The organism is Spirosoma litoris, assembly GCF_054776755.1.
Genome location: NZ_BAAHBI010000035.1, coordinates 127,649 through 146,442 on the forward strand (window position 1 = coordinate 127,649; position 18,794 = coordinate 146,442).

Consider the following 18,794-nt stretch of genomic DNA (forward strand, 5'->3'; position numbering starts at 1 on the left):
TGCACGCACGAGTGCTAAGTAGTTTTGATACAAGATATTCGAGTAAAATCTGTGTCAAAGAATGCGCTCAACTCTACTACTTCTACTTTTCGGGTTTTGGCTGAGTTGCCCAGTGTGGGCTCAGACCGATTCGCCCAGTAGTAAATCGGTGCCTGTAAAGGTATCTGGTGGCCTAAATGCTTACGCAGGCTTTTATACGGCGACTGGTATCGAAGCCCGCAACCAGACTTCACCTTTTGGGATAAGCGGTTCTGTAACCGTAGCCTTACCGGGTGGAATCTCCCTTCCATTTTCGGCTGTGCTGGGAAATCAGGGCAGCAGCTTTCGGCAACCTTTCAATCAGTTTGGTGTCTCGCCAACCTATAAATGGGCCACTGTTCATGCGGGCTACCGAAACGTATCTTTCTCCCCATTCACGTTGGCAGGCCATACGTTTCTGGGTGGTGGTGTCGAGTTAAATCCTGGTATGCTTCGGCTGGGGGCCGTTTATGGCCGGTTCAACAAGGCGATCTCCACCAATATCGCCGAACCCGATATTATTCCGGCTTACCAGCGCACAGGTTATGCTGTGAAAGTGGGCTACGGAAAACCCGGCAATTACGTTGACCTGATCATGCTCCGGGCTAAAGATGACCCCGCTTCGATTAGTTCGCAACCACAGTCTGTTACCCAAACCGTTACACCCGCCGAAAACCTGGTCGTTGGCCTGACAACCCGATTGTTAATCCTGAAACACATCACGGTTGAACTGGATGGAGCTGTAAGCGCCTACACGCGTGATGTTCGGAGTACAGTAGTGCAAACAGAGGGGAGTAATCCGGTAGTACGCTTATTCGGCAAACTGATTACGTCCCGACTCGCTACCCAACTCACGCAGGCCACGCAGGCATCTATTGGCTATAAAGGCCAGATGGCAGGTATCAAACTTCAGTACAAGCGCATCGATCCCAATTTCCAGACGATGGGCGCTTATTATTTCCAGAGCGATATTGAAAGCTACGCCATTGAGCCCAATCTCACGCTCATGGAAGGCAAACTACGGCTTTCGGGTAGTTACGGGGTTCAGTACGATAACCTGGCCAGTAACAAAAACGCCCGTACAGGCCGCAGCATTGGATCATTGACCGCATCGTATAACCCGGCAACCAAATTTGGTATTGATGTACAATTATCCAATTACGGCATTAGCCAGCAGGCCGGACTTCGGCCCATTATCGACACGCTGAAACTAGCCCAGAATAACTTGTCGGCTACCGTAAACACGCGCTACACGCTTCAAAAAGAAGATGTTATGCAGGTGTTTACCTTGACAACAACCTACCAGAAACTGAGCGATCTGAATGCAAGCACCGCCAGCCAGACGGAAAACAACAACATCAACCTGAACCTGGGCTATTTCTATCAGCAAACAACTACTGGCTGGGGCTTCAACGGGATGCTGTCCTACACTCAGACACAGCTACCAATTTCTATTGGCGATACCAACCGGACCGTTCGCTTCTTCGGACCGACGCTGGGTGCCACGCAATCCTTTTTTGATAAGAAACTAACGACATCGGCCAATGCCAGCTATCTGGTCAATCAGCAGTCGGGTGTAACGGGGAAGGTCATGACAATTTCGGCTAACGGAGGCTATCAGGTGGCCAAACGGCAAACCATAACCGTATCGCTCAACTATTTGAATTCGAATACAGGTATTCAGGAACAGGCTTTTAACGAACTCAGAGGTAATCTCGGCTATGGAATCTCTTTTTAAATCCAGAAAACCGCAAAGGGCGCAGCGTGTTACGCAAAGAGCGCAAAGAATCGTAGCGTTCTTTGCGGTTTTCTTAGCGGCCTTTGCGGTTAACCCTGCGTTCTCGCAGACCTTTCCCTTACAAGTTCAGGTGAGCGTTATGCCTCCTTACAGCGCTTATTTGCAGGATTATCCGGGGGCTGGGCAGCAGGTGCGGGTGTTCATTATCAACACCAGCCGTACAACATACCAGGTTCGGTTAACGGGTCAGTTAACGGGCGATAATGGGATTGAAATTCGAACCGCGCCTAGTTACCGCCCACCCCGCCCTGTAACGATACCGCCCGGCCAGACGTTACTGACCCGGAATGACCTGGAAGGTCTGTTCGATCTGAATCAGGTGGAGGTAACGGGTATCGACAAAAACCTGTTGGCCCGTGGCTTTCCGCTGCCCGATGGTACGTACCAGCTTTGCATCCGGGCCTTTAACGAAACCGCTACCAATACCGCTGCTGTGGCGTTTGGCCAGGCGCTTTCCTCCGAATTCCCGTTGGGTTGTTCGGCGCCCATTGTTGTGAAATCGGTAGAGCCGCCCATTCTGATTTCGCCCCTTTGCGATGCGGAAGTAACGGCTACAACTCCGCAAGCCGTTGTGTTTACCTGGACACCGCCCGCAGGCGTGTCGCCCGCATCGGTTGAATACACCTTGCGGGTTGTCGAGTTGCCCCAAACGAATGTAGACCCCAACGTATTTATCGACGCGGTTGCGTTACCCAAATCGGGTGTCGAGGTTCGGAATTTACGGACGAGCACATTTTTGTATGGCCCGACCCAGCCCCCTTTGCAGGTTGGCAAGCGATACGCCTGGCGTGTGCAGGCCATTGATCGTTCAGGTAAACTGAATTTCCAGAATGATGGTAAGAGCCCCGTCTGTTCGTTCACCTATGGAACCGGATTGCCTGCGGTGGCCAAGAAGCCAGGATTCGAACTGGTTCAGAAGCCGACGGTCATCTTGCCGATTCCCGGCCTGGATGCACAGGATACCCCACCAGCAGGCGCAACGGCCATAGCCGACAAAATACCGGCTCCATCGACGCCCTACGAACAAAAAATTACCAACTGTAACTGTAAAACTCCTCCTTCGAACACAACCGGAAGTGTAGCCGATAATCAGACGGCCGTCAGCAAGAAGCAATTGACCGTCGCTGGTTTTACGGTCGATCTGGCGGGTGTACAGCTAGATGGTGAACAGAAAATTAGCGGTACAGGCACTGTGCAGCTTCCGTACGTGGGTGGAGGGTACATTAAGCTTCGGGTGTCGCTCAGTAAGGTGCAATGCAATTCGGGTGGGCAAGTTATTGCGGGTAAAATTCGTGGACTGCTGCAACAGAACGCCAGTCTGTTACCCGGCTACGACAAGCCCGATTTCAGCGCGCTTGACCTGAAACCGGCCGATGTTGGTGCGATCAGTAAAAAACTGGATGCCATCCGGGATCAGGTAAAAGAAAGCATTACGAATTCGAAGAACAGCATTGGCTGGGAAATGCCTTTGGGCGTATACACGGCTCACGTAGATGTGGCGGTCACCAATGTGGTATTTGAGCCTGCTCAGGCGTATTTCGACGCCGTGACCTGGTTCAAAGTCGCCAGCGCACAGTTCGGGGGTGTTCCGCTGAGTGCCACGAAGGTGTGCATGAGTCCTGACAAGCCAATCTGTGGCGACATGACGCTGTATCTGGGACTGGATATGCCCGTATCTACTTTATTGACGCTGAAAGGAGCGACAACAGACGTCAATAAAAAGTCGGCCGATAATCTTGATTTCAAGAAGATTACGAACGTGAATCTCAACAACTGGGATTTCAAAACGTTTCACATTGTCGCCGATCTGAAACCACCCGGCCTGAAAGAAGCCAACGGCAAAAATAAAGACAAAGAACTGGCAATGACAGTGGTTTATGACTCGCCCAAGGCCGATCTGAACGACTGGACTGCCACGGTCGAATTCCCTGACTTTTACGTCGATAAACTCTCCCGCGATTTCATCTTTTCGATGGATGGCAAGCCCGGTATTTACGATCAGTCGGAGTTGCCAGATGAATACACGGCCAAGTTACCGAACGATTATCCGCAGGCTGGCCAGAAACCGGGAGCCGAATGGACAGGTTTGTTTTTCCCCAAGTTGAAAGTGACCACAACCGTATTGAAGTCGCTCAATCAGGGCAATCCGTCAACCGTGTCCGTCGAAAACCTGATCTGCGATGACAATGGCTTTACGGGAGCCTTTATGGCCACACCCGTTATCTCGCTGGGCGACGGATCGCTGGATGGCTGGTATTGCTCAGCCGATACGTTGAAGCTTAACCTGCTGATGAGTCAGTTTAAGAATGCGCGACTGGCCGGGCGGGTTGTGATGCCCATCTTTAAATACACCGACGAGAAGAAAATGGAAAAATCGTCGATCTGGCCCTATACCTGTACGCTTTCAAAAGACGACAAAGCCAACGGCGCGCTAACCTACCAGTTCCTGATTGTTCCCCCGAAAGAGGAGTCTAGTGTTGCCTTATGGGCGGCTAAACTATCCGTGCTCGACGGTACTGAAATTAAGGTTGGCAATCAAGGCAATAAAGATGGGGCTTTCAATGCTTCAGTTACGCTCAATGCCAAACTAAGCGTGGATGCCAAAATCGTGTCGCCGGGTATGACCATTATGGGCATGAAACTGCAAAGTTCCCCTCCCGATGGAACCAGCTATTTCACCTCCGGCTCCATCAATTCCTCGTTCGCGTCACCTCAGAAATCACTGCTGGCGGCTGCCGATGACGAAGGCTTTCCGGTGACAATTAAGAGCGTTAGTCTGGATAAGACAAAGGGGCAGCCTGGCAAATACGATTTCAAATTTACGGGCGACATAACGCTGATGGAAGGGAATATCAATGCGGCTATTAGGCCCTACGTTCGGTTTAAAATTGGATTCGGGGCTAACAAGCGGCCCGACTGGGGTCTCGATAAAATAGGCGTCGATTCGGTGGGTATTCACGGGAATCTGAGCTTTATGCGAATCGACGGTACGGCAGACTTTTTCGATAATGAGGCTCCCTATGGTACTGGTTTCAAGGGGGATCTGAACGTTAAAGTATTAGGCGCGGGCTTTTCGCTAGGGGGCTATTTTGGGCGGGTCAACGGATTCCGATACTGGCAGGTGGGGGGAAAAGCTGATCTACCGGCGCCCGTTCCCATTCCAGGCACGCCACTAACGCTGGCTGCTTTTGGTGGGGGTGCCTTCCACAATATGATCAAGGAAACCCAGACTGATGAAAAGGGTAAGCCAAAGGTAGGAGCGCCGGTTAAGTTTACCCCGAGCCAGAAACACGACGGGTTTGAAGTAGCCGTAGAGGTAACGGTGCAGACTAAAGACCTGCTCGATATGAACGGGGTAATGGCGGCAACCGTGAGTACCGATAACGGTTTCCATTTGAGCGATTTGCGATTAGATCTGGATGCGGCTCTATTCGGTCCCGAACGCGATAAGGCACTGGCAACAGGCGTAGGCTTTATCGATGTCAATTTCGACAAGGGCTATTTCGATAGCAAGTTTGGGCTCAAGCTGCACTATCAACCTGCTGTAACCAGTGCATTGAGCGTGACTGGAAGTGGCGATATGGGCTTACACGTCTCATTTCCGCCATCCCTGGGTAATCCTGATCAAAAGCAGGATTATAGTAAAGAGAAACCCGGCGACTGGTACTTCTTCATTGGTCTGCCCGATGCAACGCCCTGCGGTAATGCCGATGACTGTTTTGCCAGTTCGGAGCGAGTAAAGCTGGCCATCAGTGTGAAGGGGTTAGGGGCGCTCACGTTTGGGTCGTATTTTGTGATGTATCACAACCTGAAACCCGATGGGGTTACGGTATTACCGCCACCACCCTGGGGTATGTCGGCGGCTGATCTGGCTGCGCTGGGCTACAAAGGCGGGCAGTTGGCCGGGACCGATGCGCTGGCTTTCGGATCAGGTTTTATTACTGACGACAAGTTTACATTTGGGCCTTTTGAAGCCAAATTTCATGCCGCGTTCGGCTTCGATCTGGCGCTGCAAAAAATAACGGCTCCCTGTAGCGGTGGACAAATACCGGGCTTTAATGGCTGGTATGCCAACGGTCAGATGTACGCCGACCTGGCGCTGACGCTCGGTATCAACATCGACATCTGGATTTATTCGGGTTATCTGGAATTGCTCAAAGTACAGGCTGCTGCCCTGCTCGAAGGGGGTATGGTAAATCCGATCTGGATACATGGTAGCATTCTATTACGCTATCGGGCATTGGGTGGCCGTATCAAGGGCAGCACTACCTTCGAGATGTGGTATAACAAAGATGAGCAGTGTAAACCGGCTTTCGAACAACCCAATCCGTTTGCCGATCTGCCCATCATTGCGGGCATGACCCCCGAAAACAACAGCAAGAATGTATCGGTTATCGCGCCTTACTATGCCGAATTCAGCTATCCTGTTCGGACATTGATTCAAATCAATGATGTTGATCCTGAATCGAAACAGCCTATTTCGACTTTCCGAACGTTCCGGTTGGATTTTACGAGTGGTACACCTACCAATCCGTTTGTAACCACTCAGTTGCAGGCAAGTAGCACAAATCCTGCGTGTTCTCTGGACAACAGCGGTCGGCTGCGGTTCGGTAATGACCCTGACGGCGGTGGCAACTTCAATGTAACGTTCTTCCGCGATGCTACGCTGCCACCCAATGCCAAGTTTAACGTCTCGCTGACCGTAGGGGTCAATCTGTTGAACACGGGTACGAATAAATACGACCCCTATTATTACAAGAGCCAACTGGTTTCAGACACTAAATCGTACACCTTCACAACGGGCGAGTGTGTCAGTTCACTGAGTCAGGATGGGGCGGTACCGTCGGTTGCGTACTCCTATCCATTCGAAGGGCAACGGTATTACACGATTAGCGACGGTGGTATTTCCGGCTATGTTGAACTGGCCAGTAATTTCGGCTGCTGTCTCGACAAGATTGATAGCGATAAATACTACAAGCTCAGTGTGCGCTATACCGCGCTGAAAGGAAATAAGTTCGACAAAAAAGACCCCAGCAGCGTCTGGACGAACAGTAATGCCAAGTTCGATGGGAAGCTATTGCGCTTTGGCATTCCGCTTACGTTCCTGCAAAAGAAAACCTTATACCGCATCGAAATCTTCCGCGAACCCACCGACGCGCTGGTGGCCGAACAGAAGAAAATTATTGCCCAGCAGAAAGGTAAAATCCGTAAAGATCTGGAAGACAAGTATTTAGGTGGGCAGAAAGCCGAATTTGGTTTTGGCAGCGATGTTACGGCTTCGTCTAAACCAGGATTAGGACCAGGAACAGGTGTATTGGGCAGTAAAGTATCAACTGTGAATGGATTGGCACAGGCTTATAATGCGGCCTACGTCGATCAGACTGTACAAAAAGTGAATAGCAATCAGGGGAATGCCATTGGTGCGAAAGTGACCGGGCAATCGGTTGGAGCGATGACGGACATCAAGCTAGGTAAGGGCAAAAGCGACGAGGAGGTTGATGTAAAAACGCAGTTGGAACAACCCGTTTATACCTACTATTTCCAGACCAGCCAGTATAACACACTGGCCGAAAAGCTGAAAGCCAGTCCGTTCCTGACGGCTGAACAGAAAACCGTTCGGACGGATAACATCGAAGCTTATACCATTCCGGTTCAAAATCCCGAAGGTTTTGACAGCTACGAGTTGCTTTGGAAGAAACTGCCTAACGGTAAGGCATTGCCTCCGCTGGTGCTTCAAAAAGTGCTGGATACCACGAATCCCTGGTTTGCCGACTTCGTGAAACCAATGGTCAATTTGATCAATGGGTTATCGAGCTACCAAATGAGTGATGGCAATATTTTGTTCAAAACGACGGCCAATACCACGGCGGCTACTGTCGATTATGAGCAGTTGATGCGGCAGGTGGTACTGTTTAATCAGGGAGGCTTCGATAACGCTCAGAAACCCATCTCAAAAAATAGCCTGAAAGGCATTGTACAGAACTGATGAAAACGAAAAATCGACTCCAGGTTTACGTCGTTGCCGGGCTACTTTCGCTGATGATGAGCCTGGTACAGCCATCAACAGGCTTGGCTCAATACAGCCTAAAGATGAGCCAGCAGGATATGACGAAGGTTGCCAATACTGCAATCACCATGGATGATGTGAGCCAAAAAACGATGTCAACGGCTTTGAGCGGACAGGCATTTGTAAACACGCCCGGCAAATACGGCATGATGTTTTTGAACGCGCCCGTGTACAAAGCCTACGTCGAACGGCTGGAAGACAATATCGATGTCATGCTCAGTACGCTCAATGTCGCTTACCCACAGCGTAAGGCGCTGATCGATAAACTGCTGACCATGGCCAATGGCTTGACCTATGAATACCACATGGCGGTTGGCACACAAACGGGGCAGCCTAAAAGCATGAGCCAGGCTGGTCGGGAAAAATTTATGAAGAGTATCACCACCTCGTTAAATCTGGATTTTTATACAGATGATTTCTTCTCGATGAACGATGACTACCGAGTCTATTTCTTTCAGGGGCGATTAAGCAATGCGGCAACGGCCTCGGGAGAAGCCTCTATTACGCAATACAATCCGAATATGACTTATATGGCTCCGCAGGGTAGCGATCCGAGCCGAGGGCAAGACCGGATTCGGGATACGGCCAAAGACTGTGTTGCGCTGGTTCTGAGCGAAGTCAAGAAAAACGAGAGTTTGGGCGCTGTAAGCCAGGCCGTCTCTCAGGCCGTTTCTGGCCTTAGTAATTCGGGCACTCCAACGGGCACAGTACCGAATAGCGCACAGGTAAATGCGCTCTTCAAGACATTCACGCAGATTAAAGGCGGCAGTTACTGGCAGTTAACCAAACCGGGTTCTGTTATTGGTTTTTATCTCAAACAATTACCAGGCGCTACGCTGGCTTCCGATGTGACGTCTAACGACGGCACCGGCGATCGCTACGTTGATGAGTACGCCCTGAAAAGTGGTATCCCACCCTTTCCATCGCCTTACGCCCTGAATCTGGCCAAATCCGTTAGCAATGATTTTTCGGGGGTAGGGGTGGTAACAGTTCCTGGCAGCAGCAACGGAGTCATTCTTGTTCAACCTAATTCGTCATCGGGGAACACATCGGGTAATGGTCAATCATCGGGCACACCGGCTCCTCCAACTCCTATTCATTAACGGCTCGACTCTTTTCAAAAACCTGATCATGAAAGTATTTGTCACGCTTCTTGTCCTGTTCATGGGTATGTTGGGCACGAGTCTGATGGCCCAACGTACACCAGGCCCAACTTCGCCAGCGGCTACTCGGCCTGCTACTCAAACATCCACGTCCAGCAATGATACTCATTTCGAACTATCCATGATCGGTCGAGCCTTTGGCGATTCCGTTGTAGTTCGATGGGCTCCTCATAACATTATACTCTATCGTGAAATCAACCGCAGTGGCGGATATATCTTAACGCGTCGGAGCCTGGGGGCCAATGGACGGCTACAGGTCGATTTTCAGAAAGATGTGAAAGTCTGGACCCTCAACGAATGGAAACAACGTGTTTCGCGTACCGATAGCCTGGCGGCTGCCTGTGCCCAGTTGATTTACGGAAAAAGCAGTGTACTCCAGTCGGCCAACGACCCTGTGACGCTCGATAAACTGGTGCAGCAGAAAAGCCGGGACGATTTTCAACTGATGTTTCTGCTGATGCTGGCCGACGAAAACGTGCGCCATGCCGAAGGGATGGGACTGGGCTATATCGACCGGGCCGTTAAAAAAGGTGTCCAGTATTTTTATTACCTGACACCCCGTTACGATGGTAAACTATTGTCGGTTGACGAGCAGAAGGTACTGGTGAGCAATGTAGGGCCCTACACTCGTCCACCGATGCCAGTTGTTCGGGCAGAGCAAAAAGACCGCGCCATCAAACTCATTTGGGACCGGCAGGTGACTGACGAGCTATTCTCGGCCTATTATATTGAACGGTCGCAGGATGGCGGACGGACGTTTCGACGCGTGAATCGACTGCCTTACACGCAGGCGCCTATTCAGTCGGAACAGGCATTGTATAGCTACGTCGATTCGCTAAAACAGAATTACGTGAAATACCAGTACCGCGTGGTGGGCATCTCGCCCTTTGCTGAGCGAAGTATTCCATCGCCCGTTATAACCGCACAGGGTGTCGACTTAACGCCACCCGTTGGCGCTCGAAACGTGCAGGCGAAACACCTTGGGGGGAGTAAAGTCCGTATTACCTGGGAGCAGCCCAGCCTATCCTCCGATTTTGCTGGGTACATCATTGCGCGGGGAAGCGACGAAAACAAGCCACTGAGTCCGCTAACGAAGCAGGTGTTGGGCAAAGCGGTTCGTGAATATGTCGATGAAACGGCGAACCCTTACGAGAAAACATTTTACAAGGTAATTGCCCTCGACACGGCGAAAAATTCGAACCCGTCGATGGCCGCTTACTGCACCTTCAAGGATGTGACGGGGCCGGCAAAACCCAAAAATTTGCAGGGCTATATTGACACAACAGGCTTCGTGCGGATTGTTTGGGACCCAAACACCGAGCCGGATATACTGGGCTATGCCGTTCTGATGGCGAATCAGGCCGACCATGTGTTCACTAATCGCACCAGCAGCTATCTGCCAACCAGTGTGTTCGAAGACCGCACCACACTAGCCACATTGACCAGGAAGCTGTATTACCGCGTTGTTGCCTACGACAAAAACTACAACCCAAGTCCACCATCCGATATGCTGGAATTGGCTCGTCCCGATAAGGTAGCACCGACCAGTCCGGTTATTAGTGATTATGTAGCCAGCGACACCGCTATTGCCCTGCGATGGGTAGCCAGCATCAGCGAAGACGTTCGGGAGCAGGTTTTGTACCGGCGTGGTGCCAGTACCGAAAACTGGCATGAGCTAGGCAAACTGACGCCGAAACAGAATAGCTACGTAGATCAGCAGGTGAAACCGAATACCCAATATAGCTATATGCTTGTGGCGATTGATTCGGCTGGGTTACGGTCGGTCGAATCATTCCCGCTCAATACGAGTACGTTACAGATGGTGCCTCGTCCGGCTAAGCAGCTCAGCGGGCAGGTAAGTCCCGATGGCAAGACCGTTGTTCTAAACTGGAAGCACCCCGATCAGTACGCTCGTTTTGTCATTTATCGGTCCAACGAGGCCAGGATCTTACGCTCGTACGATGCCGTGAACCGTGAACTGACTTTTACGGATCGAGCCATTCAGAAAGGGCAATACGAGTACGCTGTTAAAGTAATTTATCAGGATGGGCGCGAATCGGGCCTCTCGAATCGGGTAAAAATTGACGTCAAATAGCCATGAAATCACGCATACGTTTTCTACTACCGAGCTTGCTGCTGCTGGCGTCAACTTATCTGTTCGCGCAGTCCAACGCCCCAACGAATCTGTCGGGAACGGCACCCGCGTACAACCGGGTCGTGCTCACCTGGAAAGACAATTCGACGAACGAAACTAAGTTCGAAATCGAACGAAACAACTTCGCCAGTTATACAAAAATCGGTGAAGTTGGCGCTAATGTGACAACCTATACCGACAATACAACCGGCGGAGGAACCTACCGGGTACGAGCCGTTTTCGCGACGGGAGCCGCTTCGGGTTACTCCAACGAATTCACCATTACCACACCTCCCGAACCACCGGGAGTACCGACCGGCTTTACGGCAACGTTGCAGAATGGCAGCGTGGTTCTTAGCTGGAGCAATGGCTCGGGTGGGACGGCATCCACTTATCGGGTTGAGCGGTCTGTACAAGGTGGGGCGTATAGTCTGTACCAGACCGTTTCCTACAGCCGGTCGCCCGGTTTAACAGACAATGGGGTGCAGGGCGGCCAGCAATACTGTTATCGAGTTCAGGCGGTGAACACTGGGGGCTCATCGGGCTATGCTGGACCGGCTTGCCAGACAATTCCACTGACACCGACCAATATCAAAAACTTAACCGCAACCACGTTGAGCAGTAGTTCCATTAAGCTAAACTGGACACCCTACGGTAAAGAATCGGGTATTACGATTGAACGACGCAAAGGGCAAGCGGGTAATTTCGATAAGATCAAAGACTGGCTGGCCGATAGTGGCGAATTTACTGACACGGGGCTGGAGTCGAACACAGAATACTGTTATCGGATTGGTGAAAGTGGACATGAGTATTCGGCAATAGTCTGCAAAACAACCCTCCAGAGCACTCCGGCGGCTCCGGGTCGAATGCAGGCTCAGGCCGTGGCGTACAACCGAATCGATCTACAATGGGCTGACCTGAGCAATAATGAAACCCGATTTGAGATTGAGCGATCTACAAATGGCTCAACGGGGACGTATACTAAACTTGCTGACGTTGGAGCCAATACGCAAACGTATAGCGATCAGAGCGTTCAGGCGAGTACGCAATATTGCTATCGAGTGCGTGCCGTCAACGACGTTGGTGCCAGCGGTTATACTGATCCGCCAGCCTGTGCTACAACGCCCGCACCTCCCGCAGGCGTTCCACAAAATGTAGCGGCTGTGGCTACGTCAACCACCCAGATTAATGTGAGTTGGGATGCGATAGCGGGAGCTAGTGGTTATCAGCTCGAACGAAGCCCAAATGGTAACGATGGCTGGCAACAGATTGGCCCCTCACCAGCAACAGCCACTACCTTTGCCGATAATGGACGGACACCTAATACGCGCTATTACTATCGGGTTCGGGCGGTGAACAGTGCTGGTGTACCAGGCGATTATTCAAGTGTTGTCAATGCCATTACGCCCGATGTACCACCCGCCGATCCGGCCCGGCTCTCAATTACTTCCTTTACCTATAATCAGGTTAGCTTGCAATGGGCTGATCTGTCGAACAATGAAGCTGGATTTCAGATCGAACGCTCGACGGATGGAACCAACTGGAGCAAAATTGCGGATGCGGGCGTAAACGAGACGACCTATACAGATCAATCGGCACAACCACAGACGCATTATTATTACCGGGTTAAGGCAGTCAATGCGGCCGGTTCGTCGAATCCATCCGATGTAGCAGACGTAACCACACCCGCTGGTCCGCCGGTTGCCGCTCAGGATTTGAAAGCCACAGCCACGTCAACTACGCAAATCAGTTTGACCTGGAGTGCTATCGCCAATGCGGCCAGTATCGTCATTGAACGGAGTCCAGACGGTGCAAGTAACTGGAATTCGCTCACAACGGTGGCCGGTACGGCAACGAGCTATACCGACAACGGTCTGACGCCGAATCAGCACTATTATTACCGAATCCGGGCGACTAATGCGAGTGGAACCGGGGATAACAGTAACGTAGCTGATGCCACTACGCCTGATGTACCTCCAACAGCGCCAACTAATCTGACGATTACGTCGGTGACCTACAATCAAATCAGTTTGCAGTGGGCCGACAACTCGACCAACGAAAGTGGGTTCGTACTGGAGCGATCGCCTGATGGGGCTACGTTTACCAAGCTCACCGACCTGCCTGCCAACACGACTACGTATAACGATCAGACAGTTGCGCCCCAAACGCGCTACTATTATCGGGTTCGGGCTGTAAACGCAGCCGGACCGTCGGGCAACTCCAATGTGGTTGATGCAACTACGCCCGTTGGCCCACCTACCGCTGCTCAGGACCTGAAAGCCACGGCTATTTCAACAACGCAGATTAGCCTAAGCTGGACGGCGATCCCTAACGCAGCCACTATCGTTATTGAACGCAGCCCTGACGGTGTTAATAATTGGACTTCTGTCACGACGGTAACGGGTACGGCAACGGGCTATACAGATAACGGCCTGACGCAGAATCAGCATTATTATTACCGCATTCGGGCGACTAACGTGAGCGGAACGGGGAATAATAGTAACGTCGCCGATGCGGCTACACCCGATGTACCGCCAGCCGCTCCCGCCCGACTGACCGCTACTGTCGTATCGACCAGCCAGATCAATCTGGTCTGGGCCGATCTGTCGAACAACGAGAGTGGTTTTGAGATCGAGCGAAGCAATAGCGCGACAGGCACCTTCACCAAAATTACGGATGTACCTGCCAATACGACTACGTACGAAGACAAGAACCTGACCGACAATACGCAGTACTGCTATCGGGTACGAGCGAAAAATGCGGCTGGCCCGTCGGCTTATACCGACCCAGCCTGCGCCACAACGCCCCTAGCTCCACCAGCAACTCCGACTAATTTAGTTGCTCAGGTGTTTGATTATGATCAGATAAAACTAACCTGGGCCGCCGTGAGTGCTAAAGCGGTTACCATTGTTATCGAACGAGCCACGAATTCCAACGGTCCTTTTTCTGAGCTTAAACAAATCCCGGCTTCGCAGACCAGCTATGTGGATATGGGCTTGCAGGAATTCACAACCTATTATTACCGGATTAAAGCCATAAATACGGCAGGTAGTTCGGACTATTCCAACGTAGCTACGGCTCGGGTTGAAGAAGTGATCATTGCTGTGGAAGATGAGCTGGAAACCCATACCACACTGTTTGTGAGTCAGCGCACCCTACACGTCATTACAAACTGGTTTACAACGGCCCAGACGACGATTCAGCTTCATACGGCCAGTGGAGGAACGGTATTGACCGACAACCGAAAAGTTCGCCCGGCCGATCGCTGGGATTATAATCTGGACACGCTACCTACGGGTCTGTATATCATCAACATTGTTGCCGATGGGCGCAAACTTGCCAAACGTATTCTGCTGCCATGAAAAAGCAAACGCCTGTTATATACCTGTTGATTACAGTTATCCTTGGAAGTCTGGCAGCCTGTCAGCCCAAAACGGTTACGCCCATTACGTCGTTGATCAACAAAGTCTGGAAGGCCAACACGGTGAAAGAAGCCGATCTGCTGGTGTTTACCTTGGGTGCAACCAATAATATCAAACCCGGCTACACGAACTTTCGGCTCGATCTAAGTAAGGCAGATACCGTGCGGTTGAAGGATGTTGATGGGCGGTTGACCGTTGGCAACTGGACCGTATCGACCGATAACAAACGGTTGATTCTGTCGAATCTAAACCCGAAGCCAACCAATACCGGGGGGAACATTGAATATTATATTCTGAGCGAACCCGATGGCCTGTCGTTAAGCCTGGAACGTACTGCTGAAAGCCGGAAGACGGGGAATACGATTGATCAGTACGGACTAGTACCGGAGTAGGCTATTATAGAATTCTCATGACTTCTTTATGTGTGATCCCGTCGGGATCAGATATTTATAGTGGCTAATTAGTTACTATAAGCATTTGACCCCGATGGGGTCATACTAAACTGGTAGCCTGGTTAACTCTCTTCACTCAACCGGCAGCGTTATCGTAAATTCGGTAAATTCTCCAGGTTCGGTTTCTACGCTGAGTGAGCCGCCATGCCCTTTTGTAATAATGTCGTAGCTGAGTGATAAGCCCAGGCCCGTTCCCTGGCCGGTGGGCTTAGTCGTGAAAAAGGGCTGGAAAACTTTCTGGCGAACGTCGTCGGGAATACCCGTACCATTATCCCGAATCTGAATAACAAGCCGATCAGACTCCTGTGAGGTGTTTACGGAAACCGTCGGCACAAAATCAGGTGTTGATTGACTCTTCTGTTGGACAGCGTAAAAGGCATTATTAAACAGATTAACAAGCACACGCCCAATCTCTTCGGGTACAATGTTGATGTTGGGCAAATCAGGCGCAAAATGAGTGCTCAGATGGGCATTGAAGGTTTTGTCTTTTGCGCGTAGTCCCTGATAGGCCAACCGCAGGTATTCATCAACGAGGGCGTTCAGATTGGTCGGTTGTTTCTGGCCCGAACTGGCCCGGCTGTGCTGAAGCATACCCCGAACGATACTAGCGGCCCGTTTGCCGTGGTCACTGATTTTTTGTACATTCTGGCCAAGATCGCTTAACAAATCGGTTTCCAGTTCAGTATCGCGTTCACCTTCGGGCTTTGCCCGTTCTTCATTAATCTCCTGCACAAGTTCCACCGACACTTCGGCGAAGTTGTTCACAAAATTGAGCGGGTTCTGAATCTCATGTGCGATCCCGGCCGTCAATTCACCCAGCGACGCCAGTTTTTCTCGTTGAACCAACTGCTCCTGCGTTGCCTTCAGATTTTCCAGCGATTGGTGGAGTTCGGCTGTCCGTTCCTGTACCTGTTCTTCCAGTACCTCATTTTGGCGAGCCAGCAGGTGTTGCTTTTCCTGTTCCTGAGCCAGTGTGCGGGCTGAAAGTTGTTCAACTTCCCGGAGATTATCGCCCAAAGCCTTATAAGTGCGGGTGTAATCGCGTACCAAGGAGAGCGAGAGACCAACGGGAATACTGATGATGGCACCGGCAACGAGTAGAACGAAAACGACGATCATGTACTCTATGACGTTATTCCGAAGCGATTCGAAAATGCCGGTAATAATGCCAAATACAATGATGAGCAAAAAGCAATATAAAGATGCTTTCAGCGCATTCCAGGGTAATCGGGCATCGGCATCCTTTATTTTGCGGCCGAGCCAACTCACACGGATATAGTCGACAATGACCAAACCCAGTGGAATCCACCCGAATTCGTTGAGGAGGCTACCCATACCTATTCGATAAAGCTGGTCAAGAAAAACTATGGACAGAATACCATAATAAATCCAGCTTCGGCGGAGGTGTAGATACTGATAAACCGCAGTGAGAATCAGGATGAAACCTGCATGAAGACTTACATCGCTCAGCAAATCGGTCAACGAAACATAGGTGAGTGTACCGACGTAGTCATTTAACTCCGACATGGCAGCCGAAAGGGCAAAAAACAGCATAGCCCAGGCCAGTGTCCGGTTAATTGGCTGCTTCCGATTAGCCCGGTAAAATAGAAAATGGAGTAGCGCCAATACGCCACATAAACCTATAAAGCATCCATTGAGTATCGCTGGCCATTGGGTTTCATCCACTAACGAAATGCCCACCTGATCGGATTCCTGAAAATGAATGCTTAACGGAGAAATATCGGTCGATGCCTGAACAATTGGATCGCGTCGAAACTGGTATCGAATGGCTAAAACATGCCGATTTGTATCGGCAAAGTGAATGGGAATAAATCGAATAAGTCGCTGAGAACCGCCTGAATCAAACCGGGCGGGTTTGAGAGTAGCGAATAGCTTACCATCCAGGTAAATTTCAGAAGAACCAAATTGCTTGACAACAAGACGAAGATCTTTCTGAGAAAGACTTTTTCCGGGATACAGCGATTGTCGGAACCAGGCCCTGTTTTTTGACCATGTCGTATCGTTTAGTTCGATTGCTGTTTCAATAGACCGTTTTTTCCATGACTTGTCATTAAAGGCAGAATCAGCCCATTTCATATTATCGCCGGGCATAAATTGCCACTTATCTCTGCCTAACTCCAGATTACTTTCGTTGGATATGCGTACCAGCTGGCCAACAGCGATATTGGTTATAAGCAACACGAAAGTTATCCCAAGTAGTAGTCGATTCATTGGGCTAAAATACGGGTAAACTAATCTTTATGCTGTATTTGTTGTCTAACCAAAAAAGAACACTCCGGTGAAAACAAATAAACTAGTTCGCTTTGCCTTAATGGCCTTGCTGGTGTCACTGACTTTATCAACGGCACAGGCTCAACCGAAAGGCTATACATTAGGAGACGTTGTCGCCGATTTTCGCCTGAAAAACATAGATGGTCGTATGATTTCGTTAGCCGACTACCGTTCTCAGAAAGGGCTGATCGTCGTGTTTATGAGCAATCACTGCCCATTTGCGAAAGCCTATGAAGATCGGGTCAGTGCGCTGGATCGTAAATTTTCGTCCCAGGGCTACCCAGTACTAGCCATCATGCCGAATGATCCAACGGCTTACGAAGAAGACTCCTTCGAAAATATGAAAGTTCGTGCTCGCGAAAAGAGTTTTCCGTATGCCTATACCATCGACGAAACACAAGCCACGGCCCGTGCTTTTGGAGTCACCCGTACACCACAGGTGTATGTCCTCAAGCAAACAAATAATCAGTTCGTCATGGAATACGTAGGTACCATCGACGACAGCCCACAGGATGAAGCCAGCGTTCAACGTCGGTATGTCGATGAGGCTGTCAATAGCCTGTTAGCCGGTCGGCCTGTACAGTCTCCCATCACCAAGCCTATTGGGTGTGCCATTAAGTGGAAATAAGGGGACGGTTAAGTTAGCCCCTCTCCTGTTGTAGGAGAGGGGTTGGGGTGAGGTGAATTTCCTCAGTTGGCCACTGCCCTCACCCCCGACCCCTCTCCCAAACTGGAGAGGGGAGCAAGGCAATGTATGAAGTTCTGGCACATCATTTGTCAGGAGGGTTGGTAGAAATCAAACTACACACAAATCGTTATGAAAAAGCCACAATTAATACTGACCCGATTGAAGAACGTTGCCGGTACCCTAATGTTGGTAGCCTCGTTGGCACTCTTGCAAGCGTGCGGTTCCGATGGTAAAAAAGAATCGCGCACGGAAGATGCGCTCGAAAAAACGGGCGATGCCATTGCTGCTGATACTAAGGATGCGACCGAAAAAGCGAAAGACGATTTAAAAGAAGCGGGTGAGAAGGCGGATGCCAAATCAGAAGAGATATCTGCTGATTTTAAGCGAGAACGCGACGAAGCGGTTGCTAAAATGAAAATCCAGAAAGAAAAACTGGATGAAAAAATTGATGAATTAAAGGCAAAGGCCGACAAACAAAAAGATAAAGCGAAAGCCGAAACCGAACGGCAGAAAGCGAAGCTGGAAGATGAGCGGAAAGACTTAGATCGAGACATCGATAAAGCTAAGAATGCGACAGCCGATGCCTGGAAAGACGTAAAAGCAGGCTTCAAAAGCGCCGGTCGTGACATAGGCGAAGCCTTTGATAAAGCGGGCGATAAATTGAAAAAAGACAACTAAGTTTAGGCTCTTTTTGGAAAACGGTGCCATCTCTCTCAGGAGGTGGCACCGTTTTTGTTTAGAAGTTGTGGAGCCAACTCCT

General features: G+C 50.5%; 9 protein-coding genes. 8 read left to right on the forward strand and 1 reads right to left on the reverse strand.

Translation table 11 applies throughout. The features are described from left to right. Positions 1–61 precede the first annotated feature (61 nt). From ACYVGR_RS19830 to ACYVGR_RS19855, 6 genes are read left to right on the forward strand one after another with little or no spacing between them, the layout of a single operon-like run. Entirely contained in the window at positions 62–1,756 is a 1,695-nt protein-coding gene (locus tag ACYVGR_RS19830; RefSeq protein WP_460959849.1) for a hypothetical protein, read from the forward strand. Continuing rightward, the gene (locus ACYVGR_RS19835) at positions 1,740–7,802 is read left to right on the forward strand and encodes a hypothetical protein (RefSeq protein ID WP_460959851.1); all 6,063 of its coding nucleotides are present in this window, start codon (positions 1,740–1,742) and stop codon (positions 7,800–7,802) included. The genes ACYVGR_RS19830 and ACYVGR_RS19835 overlap by 17 nt, the downstream gene beginning before the upstream one ends. Continuing rightward, a complete protein-coding gene (locus ACYVGR_RS19840) occupies positions 7,802–8,986 on the forward strand; it encodes a hypothetical protein (RefSeq protein WP_460959853.1) in 1,185 nt (394 codons plus the stop codon). The genes ACYVGR_RS19835 and ACYVGR_RS19840 overlap by 1 nt, the downstream gene beginning before the upstream one ends. A 28-nt stretch (positions 8,987–9,014) precedes the next feature. Beyond that, positions 9,015–11,141 carry a hypothetical protein gene (locus ACYVGR_RS19845; protein ID WP_460959855.1) on the forward strand — a complete coding sequence of 709 codons (2,127 nt, stop codon included), beginning with the start codon at positions 9,015–9,017 and terminating at the stop codon, positions 11,139–11,141. A gap of 2 nt (positions 11,142–11,143) precedes the next feature. Continuing rightward, complete coding sequence (locus ACYVGR_RS19850) at positions 11,144–14,542, forward strand: fibronectin type III domain-containing protein (RefSeq protein WP_460959857.1); 3,399 nt, start codon at positions 11,144–11,146, stop codon at positions 14,540–14,542. After that, positions 14,539–14,994 (forward strand): hypothetical protein, encoded by a 456-nt coding sequence (locus tag ACYVGR_RS19855; protein WP_460959859.1) that lies wholly within the window; start codon positions 14,539–14,541, stop codon positions 14,992–14,994. The genes ACYVGR_RS19850 and ACYVGR_RS19855 overlap by 4 nt, the downstream gene beginning before the upstream one ends. Before the next feature lie 132 nt (positions 14,995–15,126). On the opposite strand, the gene ACYVGR_RS19860 is transcribed toward ACYVGR_RS19855, so the two are convergent. Beyond that, the gene (locus tag ACYVGR_RS19860) at positions 15,127–17,286 is read right to left on the reverse strand and encodes an ATP-binding protein (protein WP_460959861.1); all 2,160 of its coding nucleotides are present in this window, start codon (positions 17,284–17,286) and stop codon (positions 15,127–15,129) included. 100 nt (positions 17,287–17,386) lie between these two features. Between ACYVGR_RS19860 and ACYVGR_RS19865 the strand changes: the two genes are divergently transcribed. Together ACYVGR_RS19865 and ACYVGR_RS19870 are read left to right on the forward strand one after the other, a co-directional pair. Further along, positions 17,387–17,974, forward strand: a complete 588-nt coding sequence (locus ACYVGR_RS19865; RefSeq protein WP_460960802.1) for a thioredoxin family protein — start codon at positions 17,387–17,389, stop codon at positions 17,972–17,974. Between the two features lie 189 nt (positions 17,975–18,163). Then, positions 18,164–18,712 carry a sll1863 family stress response protein gene (locus ACYVGR_RS19870; RefSeq protein WP_460959863.1) on the forward strand — a complete coding sequence of 183 codons (549 nt, stop codon included), beginning with the start codon at positions 18,164–18,166 and terminating at the stop codon, positions 18,710–18,712. The last annotated feature ends 82 nt before the right edge of the window (positions 18,713–18,794 follow it).

What these genes read in the sequence shown, in the direction of transcription:
- ACYVGR_RS19860 (WP_460959861.1), bottom strand. Translation starts at nt 17,286, where the DNA reads ATGAATCGACTACTACTTGGGATAACTTTCGTGTTGCTTATAACCAAT.
- ACYVGR_RS19845 (WP_460959855.1), top strand. Translation starts at nt 9,015, where the DNA reads ATGAAAGTATTTGTCACGCTTCTTGTCCTGTTCATGGGTATGTTGGGC.
- ACYVGR_RS19830 (WP_460959849.1), top strand. Translation starts at nt 62, where the DNA reads ATGCGCTCAACTCTACTACTTCTACTTTTCGGGTTTTGGCTGAGTTGC.
- ACYVGR_RS19855 (WP_460959859.1), top strand. Translation starts at nt 14,539, where the DNA reads ATGAAAAAGCAAACGCCTGTTATATACCTGTTGATTACAGTTATCCTT.
- ACYVGR_RS19865 (WP_460960802.1), top strand. Translation starts at nt 17,387, where the DNA reads ATGGCCTTGCTGGTGTCACTGACTTTATCAACGGCACAGGCTCAACCG.
- ACYVGR_RS19840 (WP_460959853.1), top strand. Translation starts at nt 7,802, where the DNA reads ATGAAAACGAAAAATCGACTCCAGGTTTACGTCGTTGCCGGGCTACTT.
- ACYVGR_RS19835 (WP_460959851.1), top strand. Translation starts at nt 1,740, where the DNA reads ATGGAATCTCTTTTTAAATCCAGAAAACCGCAAAGGGCGCAGCGTGTT.
- ACYVGR_RS19850 (WP_460959857.1), top strand. Translation starts at nt 11,144, where the DNA reads ATGAAATCACGCATACGTTTTCTACTACCGAGCTTGCTGCTGCTGGCG.
- ACYVGR_RS19870 (WP_460959863.1), top strand. Translation starts at nt 18,164, where the DNA reads ATGAAAAAGCCACAATTAATACTGACCCGATTGAAGAACGTTGCCGGT.